Here is a 12,046-nt window from a genome sequence, read left to right as displayed (position 1 = left end):
TCACTAGAGCGAGGCAGCTTCCACGACGGATCGATGCACGGTGGTAAACCAACCCACGGATATCAGTCTGATCTATCGTCGCAGCAGCAGGCTTGTGTCGCATCACCCCGTGTCACTGATTTCCACCAGCAAACCAATCCTATTGACGACAGCGACCATATCAGGGTGTCAGACACCTCACTTAGTCTTACGAATCCGACAGTGCCAGACAATATCTCAACCAAATGCCGCCACACGCGAAGCGGCATCGCCACGACGCAAGACAGCGCGTAAGCCCCCAAAGGCCGCCCGCGCGGCCGGCCGGGGGCGGGCACCGCAAAACGTTTCTCTCCCACCCCGCCGTGGGCAAGAACCTAAAGAACCCGACTCGCCCCGACACGCGTGAAGATCAAGCAACCAAAGCCCGGTGTGGCGTGGGCCTGGGGTGGGCGGGGCGTTTAGATGCGCCCGGCGGAAACCGAAGGGAGCCGAAGGCGGACGAGGTTGAGGATGGGGCAGTCCGGAGCGAAGGCTCCGGACCGCAATCGGAGCCCCGCCCGCCCCAGGCCCACGACGCGCCGGGCGTCTAAAGAACCCTGCCTTCCCCAAGCCAAGCCAAGCCAAGCCCAAGCCCAAGCCCAAGCCCAAGCCCAAGCCTTTCCCCGCCCCAACCTCAATCCACCACCAGCAACTCACTGCCGGTGATAAACCTCACTCCCTTTCCGCACGAACTCCACCGACTTCTCCTGCATCCCCTTCGCCAGCGCCTCTTTCTCGCTGACCCCCTGAGCCGCCGCATAATCCCGCACGTCCTGCGTGATCTTCATGCTGCAGAAATGCGGTCCGCACATCGAGCAGAAGTGCGCCACCTTCATCGAATCCTTCGGCAGCGTTTCGTCATGAAACTCCTTCGCCGTATCCGGATCCAGTCCCAGGTTGAACTGATCATCCCAACGGAACTCGAACCGCGCCTTCGATAGCGCGTTGTCGCGAATCGCTGCGCCCGGATGCCCCTTGGCAAGGTCGGCCGCATGCGCCGCGATCTTGTACGTGATGATGCCGTCCTTCACGTCCTTCTTGTTCGGCAGCCCCAGGTGCTCCTTCGGCGTCACGTAGCAAAGCATCGCCGTGCCATACCACCCGATCAATGCCGCGCCGATACCCGACGTGATGTGGTCATAGCCAGGCGCGATATCCGTCGTCAATGGCCCCAGCGTGTAGAACGGCGCCTCGTGGCAGTGTTCCAGCTGCAGCTCCATGTTTTCCTTGATCATCTGCATCGGCACATGCCCAGGGCCTTCGATCATCACCTGTACGTCGTGCTTCCAGGCCACCTGCGTCAGCTCGCCCAGCGTCTTCAGTTCGGCGAATTGCGCCTCGTCGTTCGCGTCGTAGCCCGAGCCCGGGCGCAGGCCGTCGCCCAGCGAAAAGCTCACGTCGTACGCCCTCATGATCTCGCAGATCTCTTCGAAGCGTTCGTACAGGAAGCTCTCCTTGTGATGCGCCAGGCACCACTTCGCCATGATCGAGCCGCCCCGCGACACGATGCCCGTCATCCGGTCTGCCGTCATCGGGATGAACGGCAGACGCACGCCCGCGTGGATCGTGAAATAGTCCACGCCTTGCTCCGCCTGCTCGATCAGCGTGTCGCGGAAAATCTCCCAGGTCAGGTCCTCGGCCTTGCCGTCCACCTTCTCCAGCGCCTGGTAGATCGGCACCGTGCCGATCGGCACCGGCGAATTGCGGATGATCCATTCGCGGGTTTCGTGGATGTGCTTGCCCGTGGACAGGTCCATCACCGTGTCGCCGCCCCAGCGGATCGCCCACGTCATCTTTTCCACTTCCTCGCCGATGCCCGAGCTGACCGCGGAATTGCCGATGTTTGCGTTGATCTTCACCAGGAAATTGCGGCCGATGGCCATCGGTTCCACTTCCGGGTGATTGATGTTCGCCGGAATGATCGCGCGGCCGCGGGCGATTTCGTCGCGCACGAATTCCGGCGTGATCGCGGCCGGGATCGATGCGCCGAACGATTGGCCCGGATGCTGGCGCAGCAGGCGCTTGACCATCTTCTCGCCGTCCGGGCCGCTGTCGCGCAGCGTTTGCAGGTAGTGTTCGCGGCGCAGGCTTTCGCGGATCGCCACGTACTCCATTTCCGGCGTGATGATGCCGCGGCGCGCGTAGTGCATCTGCGACACGTTGGCGCCCGGCTTCGCACGGCGCGGCGGACGTTGCAGGTCAAAGCGCATCGCCGTCAGCTTCGGGTCGGTCAGCCGCGATTTGCCGTAATCGCTGGTCGGGCCCGACAGCAGCTCCGTATCGCCGCGCTCCTCGATCCAGACGCGGCGCAGTGCCGGCAGGCCGCGGCGGATGTCGATCTTCGCTTCGGGGTCCGTGTAGGGACCGCTACAGTCATACACCGTCAGCGGCGGGTTCTTTTCGCCGCCGAACATCGTCGGGGTGTCGTCCTGTTCGATTTCCCGGAAGGGCACGCGGATGTCGGGGCGCGAGCCCACTTCATACACGCGGCGGGATTTGGGCAGCGGTGCGACGGCCGCCGCGTCGACTTCGGCGGTAGCGGCCAGGAATTTGGGATTGGCGTTCATGGAAAGCTCCAAGCGAGTGGTTGGAGCCGATCGGGATGGACTCCCGTCCAGGCGTGCGAAGACGCGCGGCGGGAATACGCTCCCAGCATCGGCATTATCCGTACTGGTACGAAGGGACTCTCTCAACACGTCGCCGCCCTGAAGCGGGACGAGTACCCCTGCGAACGCGAAGTATAGAGCCAAGCGGACTAGGCGCCTTCGTCAGTCTCTTGGGAATGCCGCAAGCCGCGTAAATAGGGCTTTTCAAGCAGGCTGGTATTACTGCTTTACATTTGGATTCAGTCTAGGCAGACACCGACATGCAGGTTCGGTACACTTTTTTCCACACGCCGCGTGTACAGTCTTAGAGTCTTACCGTTTGGCATCAGCCCACTTAAGAAGGAATCGAGCATGCAACTGAACCTACGCACTTTGGCGCCCGCCCTCGTTGTCGTGACATTGGCGCTAGCGGGTTGCAAGACCGCCCCGACTAAGACGTCCGACGCCGCGGCCACGCCTCAGGCGGGTCAGCAATCGGCCACGCCCGCGACCGCCGCGCGCGTGGATTTCTATTTGGCAAAGCGCGAACCTGGCGCCGGCCTGCGTGAAGTCAGCCTCCCGGACGGCAAGCTCTATCTGCAGGAAACGCCCGTCCTCACGCGCGCTGACCTGACCGATGCCGCCGCGCTGGTCGACCGTCAAGGCCAGAATTTCGTTGGCCTGCGTTTCTCCGAGGCCGGCACGCGCAAGCTCACCACCGTCAGCACCGCCAACGTCGGCAGCGTGCTCGCCCTGGTGATCGATCAGGAACTGGTTGCCGCACCGCTGATCGGCGAACCGCTCAACCGTGGCGTTCTGGCGTTTGGCGTGCCGTCGGCTCAGGCCGCCTCTGAAATCGCCGCACGCATCCGTGGCGACGCCGCACCCGCGGCAGGTGGCACGGCCCCCGCGCCGGCGCCTGCGCCCGCCGCCAAGCCCTGATTCAGGGCGACGCAAAAAAAAACCGGCTCATGAGCCGGTTTTTTTTGCGTCGCGATTTTTGGTGGGAAGGGAAAGCGCAGGGCCGCCAGCCCGTATCGCAATCAGCCGATCTTGCGGCCGCGCGGCTTGACGCCGCGGCGAAGCAGGGTCGTTTCGATGAAGGTCTGGGTTAACGCTTCGAGCATTGCCCGTTCGTCGGGCGTCAGCGATTCGAACTGCGAGGGCGAAATGTTGGGGTAGGGCCACGGCGCCAGGGGCCGCGGCCGTCCGCCGGGACGCGGCGCCGCGTCGGAAACGCCTGATACTGGCACGGTATTGCTCAAGTCGTAGGCTTCCAGGGGAAGCTCCATGGGACCCTTGCCGGTTTCCAGCCATTCGACTTCGATCTTCAACACCTGCGCCAGCTTGCGCGCGGATCGGCTCGAATGCCGCAGACCACTTTCGTAGCTGCCAATAGCACTTTGGGAGATGCGCACCAAGCGGGCGAGCGCCTTCTGCGTGTGGCCACGAAGAAGACGCGCATGCTTCAGTCGGTCTGAGAATGTTTTCACACGGCGATTGAAGCTTGCGGTGCTGTCACGTTGGTGGATATAAATAACACTAGGGTGATAACTTCTGGGGCGGTCGCATGTGGGAGCGGGGCAGCGTGTTCATCATGCCATCTGAGGACGTGGCGGGGTGGCGGCTTGCCGCTGTGTTGCGCCAATTTCAATGGGACACCCGCGTCTTCGCATCGGTGGACGCGTTGCAGGAACAGCTGCCCGATGACGCGCCGGATCTGCTCGCGTTGCAGGGGCCGTGCGCCGGCATTGCCGACCTTATCGGCCGCTTGCGTCACGCCGCGCCCGGTGCGCGGGTGGTGTGGCAAGACGGTGGCGCCACCGCGGTCCAGCGCGCGGCGGCGCTGGACGCGGGCGTGGACGCCTGTGTGCCGGCCGGCACCGAGCCCCTGGAATGGGATGCGCTGTTGCGCAGCCTGTACCGGCGCGCGCGATGCGGACCGGGGGCGTGGCGCGTCGTGTCGCCGGGACGCGTGCTGGTGGGTCCCGCCGGTCAACGCCTGCCGTTCACGCTTCGCGAGCGCGCCGTGCTGGTGCGGTTGTTCAATGCGCCGGGCCACTGTCTTCATCGCGAAAACTTCTTTCCGGCGGAAACGCGCGATCCCCTGGACACCGCGCGGCGCGTGGACGTCGTCGTGTCCCGACTGCGCAGCAAGGCGCGCCGGTTCAATATCGAACTTCCGCTATTGGCGGTGCGGGGGTGGGGATACATCCTGCTGCCCGAGGGCGCGGGCAGGGCGCCGTCGGGGATGGACGGCGCCTGACTTACAGCACCACCAGGTTGTCCCGATGCATGAGCTCGGGTTCGGTCATGCTGCCCAGAATGCGCGCGATCTGTGACGACGGCTGGCGCAAAATGCGGCGCGTGTCGGCAGACGAATAATTGATCAGCCCGCGGGCGCATTCCTGGCCCTGGCTGTCCACGCACGCCACGACGTCGCCGCGGCCGAACTCGCCTTCGACGTCGGTCACGCCGATGGGCAAGAGGCTCTTGCCTTCGCGAAGCAACGCTTGCACGGCGCCATCGTCCAGCACAACCCGGCCACGCAGCCGCAGGTGATCGGCCAACCATTGCTTGCGCGCCGACCATACCGGCAGGACGGCCTGCAGTTCGCTGCCGATGCACTCGCCCTGGGCCAGTCGCGTCAGCACGTTGCGTTCGCGGCCCGATGCGATGACGGTATGCGCGCCGCTGTGCGCCGCGCGCTTGGCGGCCAGCACCTTGGTCAGCATGCCGCCGGTGCCGATGCCGCTGCCCGCGCCGCCCGCCATGGCTTCCAGCGCGGGTTCGCCGGCCTGGGCATGCGAGATGAATTTGGCTTGGGGATTCTTGCGCGGATCCGAGTCGTACAGGCCGCGCTGGTCGGTCAGGATGACCAGCGTGTCGGCTTCGATCAGGTTGGTGACCAGCGCGCCCAGCGTGTCGTTGTCGCCGAGGCGGATCTCATCGGTCACGACGGTGTCGTTTTCGTTCACGATGGGCACGACGCCCAGACGCAGCAACGCGAACAGCGTGCTGCGCGCGTTCAGGTAGCGATGGCGGTCGGCCAGGTCTTCGTGGGTCAGCAGGATCTGCGCGGTGCGCAGTCCGTGTTCCGCGAAGGCGGCCTCGTAGGCCTGGCACAGTCCCATCTGGCCCACGGCGGCCGCGGCCTGCAGTTCGTGCATGACCGACGGGCGCTTGCGCCAGCCCAGGCGCGCCATGCCTTCGGCGATGGCGCCGCTGGACACCAGCACGATCTGCTTGCCCTGCTTGTGCAGGGCGGCGATCTGCGCGGCCCAGTGCGCGACGGCGGCGCGGTCCAGGCCTCGGCCTTCGTTGGTGACCAGCGATGAGCCGACTTTGGCGACAATGCGCTGGGCGTGAGTGACGACGGAAACGGCGGGTGATTCAGCAGACATGATGGCGGCCGGCTGCGGCGAAAAAAAGCGTAATCGAAAGGACTGCGATTATGGCTTATTCGTTACCGCCGCGCGGCGCAGCCGGCTTGTCCGCATCGCTGCGCGTCTCGTCAAAGCGGGGATCCGGCGCCACGTAGGTGCCTTCGGCCTGATCCTGCGCAAGCTGTTCCTTCTCGCGTTCGGCGTCCAGGTAGTCCTGCAGCGCGTAGATCAGATCCTGCGTGCCTTCGCCCGACAGGCCCGAGATGCCGAACACCGGACCGGTCCAGCCGTAGAGTTCGAGGAAGCGGCGCTTGGTGTCCTCGGGATCGGGGACCATGTCCAGCTTGTTCAGGATCAGCCAGCGCGGCTTGGCGGCCAGGTCGGCGTCATAGCGGCGCAGTTCCTCGACGATGGCGCGCGCGTCCGTGACGGCCTGCTCGACGGGATCAGCGTCCGGGTCGGGCGTGGACACGTCCACCAGGTGCAGCAGCACGCGGGTGCGCGCCAGATGGCGCAGGAACAGGTGGCCCAGACCGGCGCCTTCGGAGGCGCCTTCGATCAGGCCCGGAATGTCGGCCACGACGAAGCTGCGCGACGGCGACGTGCGCACCACGCCCAGGTTGGGATGCAGCGTGGTGAACGGATAGTCGGCGATCTTCGGCTTGGCGTTGGAGATGCGGGTGATCAGCGTCGACTTGCCGGCGTTGGGCAGGCCCAGCAGGCCCACGTCGGCCAGCACCTTCAGTTCCATGCGCAGGTAGCGGTGCTCGCCTTCCTTGCCCGGCGTCCACTGCTTGGGCGCGCGGTTCACGCTGGACTTGAAATGGATGTTGCCCATGCCGCCTTGGCCGCCGGCGGCCAGCACGACTTGCTGTTCGTGCTTGTTCAGATCGAACAGGACTTCGCCGGTGTCGGCGTCATGGATGATCGTGCCCACCGGCACGCGCAGGGTGATGTCCGGAGCGGCTGCGCCGTATTGGTCCGAGCCGCGGCCGTTTTCGCCGTTCTTGGCGCGGTGCAGGCGCGCGTAGCGGAAGTCGATCAGCGTGTTGATGTTGCGATCGGCCACCGCGTAGATGGTGCCGCCGCGGCCACCGTCGCCGCCGTCGGGACCGCCACGGGGAATGAATTTTTCGCGGCGAAAGCTCGCCACGCCATTGCCGCCTTTACCGGCGACCACTTCAATGGTGGCTTCGTCTACGAATTTCATGGTGTCTGCGCGTGTAGTGGGTGAGGGCGGGCGTCCCTACAGGGGAGCCGCCGGGAGGCAATCGAGAGCTTACTCGCCAATTGCCTTCAAACAAAAAAGCCCTGCCGCACGCGACAGGGCTTTTGCCGTTCGGGAAACGCGGCGGACCGCGTCCCAGATCGTTTGCAACCGCGGACTTGGCGTCCGCGGGCGCGCTTTCCGAATTACTCGGCAGCGACGATCGAAACGGTCTGCTTGTTCAATGCGCCCTTGAAGCCGAATTGAACCTTGCCGTCGATCAGCGCGAACAGGGTGTGGTCCTTGCCCATGCCGACGTTCACGCCAGCGTGGAAGCGAGTACCGCGCTGACGCACGATGATCGAACCAGCGGGAATCAATTCGCCGCCGAATGCCTTGACGCCCAGACGCTTCGATTCTGAGTCGCGTCCGTTCCGCGTAGAGCCGCCGCCCTTTTTCTGTGCCATGTTTAGCTCCTGCTAAGTGGTACCGAGTCGCTTCTTAAGCCGTGATGGCTTCGATGCGGATTTCGGTGTAGTTCTGACGGTGGCCCTGACGCTTCTGATAGTGCTTGCGACGGCGCATCTTGAAGATCTTGACCTTGTCGTGGCGGCCTTGCGCAAGAACCGTTGCCTTGACCACAGCGCCGGAGACGAGGGGCGTGCCAACTTTCAGTTGGTCGCCTTCGCCCACGGACAGCACTTGGTCCAGGGTGATTTCTTGCCCAATGTCAGCCGGTATCTGTTCTATCTTGAGTTTTTCGCCAGCGGCAACGCGATACTGCTTGCCACCGGTTTTTACGACCGCGTACATGGGGTGTTCCTTAAATAGGTAAATGGGTTCGTTCGTGTGGCCTGCCCTGCTGGGCGAGGGTGCCGTGCTGAACCGGCTTTGCCGCTAGCCCGAAGCTTCAGGGCTGACAAAGACGTCAGGCGGCGTACACGAACAACCGACGTAATTCGGCCATTGCTGACCGAATCCGAGATATTAGCCCGGGACTTTTAGAAAGTCAAAAAGCTGTTGCAGGCTAAGGGCTTAGGTGTGGCGTGAAGGCTTCATGCGCCCGGGATCACGCGCAGCGCGATGTCGCGCGCCACCCGGCGGATGCCGTCCATGGCCGCTTGCCGGTGGGCGTCGTCCAGCCGGTCGGTCGGGATGGACGTGCTGACCGCCACCCGCTTGCCCAGCGGGGTCACGCCGACAAAGGCCGCAAAACATACCAGACCCGTGGCGACCTCCTCCTGCTCCTGGGCCAGGCCCAGCCGCCGCGCGTCGTCGAGATCGCGGTGCAGGTGCGCGGGGTCCGAGATCGTGCGGTCGGTGACGCGGGGCAGGGTCTTGGGGAGCCGGGCGGCAAGGTCTTCGGGCGGCAGGCTTGCCAGCAGCGCCTTGCCCAGCGCGCAGGCGTGCGCGGGCAGCCGCAGGCCCAGGTCGGACACCAGGCGCACGGGGCGGCGCGCGTCCTCCCGCGCCAGGTACACCACGTCAAACCCATCCAGCGCCGCGAGCTGTACGACCTCGTTGCAGCGCTCGACAAAACCGGCGGCGGCCTGATGAAAGGCCGCCTGCAGCCCATCGTGCCGCAGGTAGGCGGCGCCAAGCGCCATCAGTTCCAGTCCGATGATGTAGCCGCCATCCTGGCGTTCGACCCACCGGCGTTGCTCAAGACAGTCGAGCAGCAGGTACAGGGTGCTCTTGGGCATCTCGCAGGCCCGCGCGAGTTCGGCGGCCTTTACCGGCGTGGGACGGCCGGACAGCACGCGCAGGATGTCGTGGGCGCGGCGGATGGCGGGAACGTCGTAGTCGGCAGCCATGATGACAGTTATTCCAATAGGTTGGACTGAAAAGCAATATGTTGGACATGATAAATGAAGTCTCCTAGACTGGGCTCGCCATGCCCGGCACAAAACAATCACGCGCCCGCTACCGACCGGGCACAAGCGAGGAGACGCCATGAACGACAACAATCTTCTGCCCGCCGACCTGCCCGACGCCCTGCTGGTGGGCCGCGTATGGCGTCCCGATCCTGCTGGCGGACCCAGCGTGGTCGTCGTCCGCGCGGGCGAGGTGGTGGACATCACCGCCACGGTGCCGACGGTGTCTGACCTGCTGGACCATCCCGACCGCGTCTCGCTGGCGCGCGAGGCCAAGGGCGAGTCCCTGGGCGACGCGCACGCCCTCATGGCGGCCACGCTGCAAGGCGCGGACGGGCCGCGCCTGCTGGCGCCGTGCGATCTGCAGCCGGTGAAGGCGGCAGGCGTCACCTTTGCCATCAGCCTGCTGGAACGCCTGATCGAGGAAGAGGCGGGCGGCGACGCCGGGCGCGCGGAGGAAATCCGCGTGCGCATGCAGGCGCTGATCGGCTCCGATCTGTCCCGGCTGCGCCCGGGATCGCCCGAAGCCATCCGCTTGAAAGCCGAAATGGTCGAGCGCGGCCAGTGGTCGCAGTATCTGGAAGTGGGCATCGGTCCCGACGCCGAGGTCTTCTCCAAGACGCCGCCCATGGCGTCCGTGGGATTCGGGGCGCGCATCGGCGTGCTGCCGGAATCGCAGTGGAACAACCCCGAGCCGGAAATCGTGCTGGCCGTCGACAGCCGGGGCGAGGTGGTCGGCGCCACGCTGGGCAACGACGTGAACCTGCGCGACATCGAAGGCCGCAGCGCGCTGCTGCTGACCAAGGCCAAGGACAACAACGGGTCCTGCGCCATCGGCCCGTTCATCCGGCTGTTCGACGGCGGCTTCACGCTGGACAGCGTACGCAATGCCGACGTCTCGCTGCGCATCGAAGGCCCCGACGGCTTCGAACTGGACGGCGTCAGTCACATGCGCGAAATCAGCCGCGACCCGCTGGACCTGGTGCGCCAGACCTTCGGCGCGCACCACCAGTATCCCGACGGCTTCATGCTGTTCCTGGGCACCATGTTTTCGCCGTCCAAGGACCGCAAGGGGCCGGGCTCCGGCTTCACCCACGTGACCGGCGACCGGGTCGTCATTGCCTCGGAGCGCCTGGGCGCGCTGGTCAACGAGGTGCAATTGGCCACCGAAATCCCGCCCTGGACCTTTGGCGTGCGTGCGCTTTACGCCAACCTGGCCGCGCGGGGTCTGCTGCCGTACGGGCGCTGAGCCGGCCGGCGGATGCGACCTGGGGCAGGGCCCGTGGCGCCGGGCTCTGCCGCTTGCGGCATGCGTGCCCGGAATTCCCGCGCACTCCCCGTATAATCCACGGTCGAATCCCCCGCCGTCCGCTGGCGGGCCCAGCGGTAAGAGCCGTCACGCGGCTCGCTTCACACTTGTCGGATACGTCTTGAATCTCCCCGCGCTCATTGCCCCCATAGCTGACGATATGAAAGCCGTCGATGCGGTTATCCGCGAGCGGCTGAATTCCGATGTGGTTCTGATCCGCACGATCGGCGACTACATCATTGGGGCGGGCGGCAAGCGCATGCGCCCGGCCATGGTGCTGATGGTGGCGCGCGCCCTGGGCTACGAAGGCACCCATCACCAACTGCTGGCCGCCGTGGTGGAATTCATCCACACGGCCACGCTGCTGCACGACGACGTGGTGGACGAATCGGACCTGCGCCGCGGCCGCGAGACGGCCAACGCCGTGTTCGGCAATGCGGCCAGCGTGCTGGTGGGCGACTACCTGTACTCGCGCTCGTTCGAGATGATGGTCGAGGCCGACTCGATGCGCATCATGAGCATCCTGTCCGAAGCGACCACCGTGATCGCCGAGGGCGAGGTGCTGCAGTTGCTGAACGTGCATGACCCGGACGTCTCTCAAGAGCGCTACCTGCAGGTGGTGCGCTACAAGACTGCCAAGCTGTTTGAAGCCGCCGCCCAGGTCGGCGCCGTGCTGGCGGGCGCCACGCCCGAGCAGGAAGCCGCTGCGGCCGCCTATGGCCGCCACGTGGGCACCGCGTTCCAGCTGGTCGACGACGTCCTGGACTACAGCGGCGACGCCGCCGCGCTGGGCAAGAACGTCGGCGACGATCTGCGCGAAGGCAAGCCGACGCTGCCGCTGATCCGCGTCATGGAAGTGGGCACGCCCGAACAGCAGCAACTGATCCGCGACGCCATCAAGACGGGCGACGCCGACTTCGCCGCCGTGGCCGCCGCCATCCAGGCCACGGACGCCCTGGAACACGCGCGCCTGGCCGCCGTGGCCGAGGCAGATCGGGCCCGCGAAGCCCTTTCGATCTACCCCATTTCCCCTTTTCAAAATTCTCTGTTAGAATTCTGCGCTTTCGCGGTGAATAGAGATCGCTAGCAAAAAACGGCGGTTGGAAATTCATCCAGGTGGTCTGAACATCAGGCGGCTTGAAGTGAAAAAGCAGTGAAGAAAGTGCAATGAAGAAAGTGCAATGAAGAAAGTGCAATGAAGAAAGTGCAGTAAAGCGTTTAGTGGGTCTGAGCACCGCTAAATGAGTAGTCAAGATCGGGGCGTAGCTCAGCCTGGTAGAGTACTGCGTTCGGGACGCAGGAGTCGGAGGTTCGAATCCTCTCGCCCCGACCACTTCATGTGGTCGAGAATTCAAGAAGGTGTTTCCCGACATCTTTTGGCTGAAAGCCGGTATCGCGCAAGCGCTGCCGGCTTTTTTGCATTTGCGCGGATGGTGTTTGCAAGACGCGTTGCAAAAAGCACATTGCAAAAAGCGCATTGGCAGGAAACGTCGCTCGCCACACGACCACCACTTTGTCTGCCATGTTGTCCACGGCCCGGCCATTTATTACCAGACGATGAAAACCAGGCATGTCCCGTGCTGATAATGGTGCGTGCTGATCCAATTTGGTGCAATTTTTTTATATTGCCTTACGCAATAACTAAATAAGCTACCGATCTGGATAAT

Annotated in this window: 12 protein-coding genes, 1 tRNA gene and 1 riboswitch; of the genes, 5 read left to right on the top strand and 8 right to left on the bottom strand. The window is 64.5% G+C overall.

The annotated features are described in order from the left end of the window. Positions 1 to 671 precede the first annotated feature (671 nt). Positions 672 to 2,585 carry a phosphomethylpyrimidine synthase ThiC gene (gene thiC / locus CLM73_RS26940; protein WP_105241042.1) on the bottom strand — a complete coding sequence of 638 codons (1,914 nt, stop codon included), beginning with the start codon at positions 2,583 to 2,585 and terminating at the stop codon, positions 672 to 674. Positions 2,586 to 2,648: 63 nt separating this feature from the next. Beyond that, positions 2,649 to 2,755, bottom strand: a riboswitch (TPP riboswitch). 220 nt (positions 2,756 to 2,975) lie between these two features. Between thiC and CLM73_RS26935 the strand changes: the two genes are divergently transcribed. After that, entirely contained in the window at positions 2,976 to 3,545 is a 570-nt protein-coding gene (locus tag CLM73_RS26935; RefSeq protein ID WP_105241041.1) for a SecDF P1 head subdomain-containing protein, read from the top strand. 101 nt (positions 3,546 to 3,646) lie between these two features. On the opposite strand, the gene CLM73_RS26930 is transcribed toward CLM73_RS26935, so the two are convergent. Beyond that, on the bottom strand, positions 3,647 to 4,075 hold the full coding sequence (locus CLM73_RS26930; RefSeq protein ID WP_234015935.1) for a helix-turn-helix transcriptional regulator: 429 nt from the start codon (positions 4,073 to 4,075) through the stop codon (positions 3,647 to 3,649). A 125-nt stretch (positions 4,076 to 4,200) separates the two neighbouring features. Between CLM73_RS26930 and CLM73_RS26925 the strand changes: the two genes are divergently transcribed. Continuing rightward, positions 4,201 to 4,869 carry a winged helix-turn-helix domain-containing protein gene (locus tag CLM73_RS26925; RefSeq protein ID WP_234015765.1) on the top strand — a complete coding sequence of 223 codons (669 nt, stop codon included), beginning with the start codon at positions 4,201 to 4,203 and terminating at the stop codon, positions 4,867 to 4,869. A 1-nt stretch (position 4,870) separates the two neighbouring features. Here CLM73_RS26925 and proB read toward each other — a convergent pair whose 3' ends face one another. The 5 genes from proB to CLM73_RS26900 form a co-directional block, all read right to left on the bottom strand. Next, positions 4,871 to 6,007, bottom strand: a complete 1,137-nt coding sequence (gene proB, locus CLM73_RS26920) for a glutamate 5-kinase (protein ID WP_056559940.1) — start codon at positions 6,005 to 6,007, stop codon at positions 4,871 to 4,873. A 55-nt stretch (positions 6,008 to 6,062) separates the two neighbouring features. After that, on the bottom strand, positions 6,063 to 7,199 hold the full coding sequence (obgE, locus tag CLM73_RS26915) for a GTPase ObgE (protein ID WP_056559938.1): 1,137 nt from the start codon (positions 7,197 to 7,199) through the stop codon (positions 6,063 to 6,065). Positions 7,200 to 7,402: 203 nt separating this feature from the next. Next, positions 7,403 to 7,663 carry a 50S ribosomal protein L27 gene (gene rpmA, locus CLM73_RS26910; protein ID WP_006216229.1) on the bottom strand — a complete coding sequence of 87 codons (261 nt, stop codon included), beginning with the start codon at positions 7,661 to 7,663 and terminating at the stop codon, positions 7,403 to 7,405. Positions 7,664 to 7,697: 34 nt separating this feature from the next. Then, positions 7,698 to 8,009 carry a 50S ribosomal protein L21 gene (rplU, locus tag CLM73_RS26905; RefSeq protein WP_006216228.1) on the bottom strand — a complete coding sequence of 104 codons (312 nt, stop codon included), beginning with the start codon at positions 8,007 to 8,009 and terminating at the stop codon, positions 7,698 to 7,700. A gap of 242 nt (positions 8,010 to 8,251) precedes the next feature. Then, positions 8,252 to 9,010: an IclR family transcriptional regulator gene (locus CLM73_RS26900; protein ID WP_105241038.1), complete on the bottom strand. Its 759-nt coding sequence runs from the start codon at positions 9,008 to 9,010 to the stop codon at positions 8,252 to 8,254. A 139-nt stretch (positions 9,011 to 9,149) separates the two neighbouring features. Between CLM73_RS26900 and CLM73_RS26895 the strand changes: the two genes are divergently transcribed. The 3 genes from CLM73_RS26895 (at position 9,150) to CLM73_RS26885 (ending at position 11,712) form a co-directional block, all read left to right on the top strand. Next, positions 9,150 to 10,319, top strand: a complete 1,170-nt coding sequence (locus CLM73_RS26895) for a fumarylacetoacetate hydrolase family protein (RefSeq protein ID WP_105241037.1) — start codon at positions 9,150 to 9,152, stop codon at positions 10,317 to 10,319. Between the two features lie 181 nt (positions 10,320 to 10,500). Next, positions 10,501 to 11,466: an octaprenyl diphosphate synthase gene (ispB, locus tag CLM73_RS26890; protein ID WP_063952160.1), complete on the top strand. Its 966-nt coding sequence runs from the start codon at positions 10,501 to 10,503 to the stop codon at positions 11,464 to 11,466. A gap of 169 nt (positions 11,467 to 11,635) precedes the next feature. Then, positions 11,636 to 11,712: transfer RNA gene (locus CLM73_RS26885), tRNA-Pro, on the top strand. A 2-nt stretch (positions 11,713 to 11,714) separates the two neighbouring features. Here CLM73_RS26885 and CLM73_RS29070 read toward each other — a convergent pair. Then, positions 11,715 to 11,903 carry a hypothetical protein gene (locus CLM73_RS29070; protein ID WP_158685945.1) on the bottom strand — a complete coding sequence of 63 codons (189 nt, stop codon included), beginning with the start codon at positions 11,901 to 11,903 and terminating at the stop codon, positions 11,715 to 11,717. Between the last annotated feature and the right edge of the window lie 143 nt (positions 11,904 to 12,046).

It is taken from the genome of Achromobacter spanius (assembly GCF_002966795.1).
In the GTDB taxonomy this organism is placed as follows: domain Bacteria; phylum Pseudomonadota; class Gammaproteobacteria; order Burkholderiales; family Burkholderiaceae_B; genus Achromobacter; species Achromobacter spanius_D.
This window is presented reverse-complemented; position numbering and strand designations above follow the sequence as displayed.

Coding starts and splice junctions, on each gene's coding strand:
- thiC (WP_105241042.1), bottom strand. CDS start 2,585: ATGAACGCCAATCCCAAATTCCTGGCCGCTACCGCCGAAGTCGACGCG.
- CLM73_RS26935 (WP_105241041.1), top strand. CDS start 2,976: ATGCAACTGAACCTACGCACTTTGGCGCCCGCCCTCGTTGTCGTGACA.
- CLM73_RS26925 (WP_234015765.1), top strand. CDS start 4,201: ATGCCATCTGAGGACGTGGCGGGGTGGCGGCTTGCCGCTGTGTTGCGC.
- proB (WP_056559940.1), bottom strand. CDS start 6,007: ATGTCTGCTGAATCACCCGCCGTTTCCGTCGTCACTCACGCCCAGCGC.
- obgE (WP_056559938.1), bottom strand. CDS start 7,199: ATGAAATTCGTAGACGAAGCCACCATTGAAGTGGTCGCCGGTAAAGGC.
- rpmA (WP_006216229.1), bottom strand. CDS start 7,663: ATGGCACAGAAAAAGGGCGGCGGCTCTACGCGGAACGGACGCGACTCA.
- rplU (WP_006216228.1), bottom strand. CDS start 8,009: ATGTACGCGGTCGTAAAAACCGGTGGCAAGCAGTATCGCGTTGCCGCT.
- CLM73_RS26900 (WP_105241038.1), bottom strand. CDS start 9,010: ATGGCTGCCGACTACGACGTTCCCGCCATCCGCCGCGCCCACGACATC.
- CLM73_RS26895 (WP_105241037.1), top strand. CDS start 9,150: ATGAACGACAACAATCTTCTGCCCGCCGACCTGCCCGACGCCCTGCTG.
- CLM73_RS29070 (WP_158685945.1), bottom strand. CDS start 11,903: ATGGCAGACAAAGTGGTGGTCGTGTGGCGAGCGACGTTTCCTGCCAAT.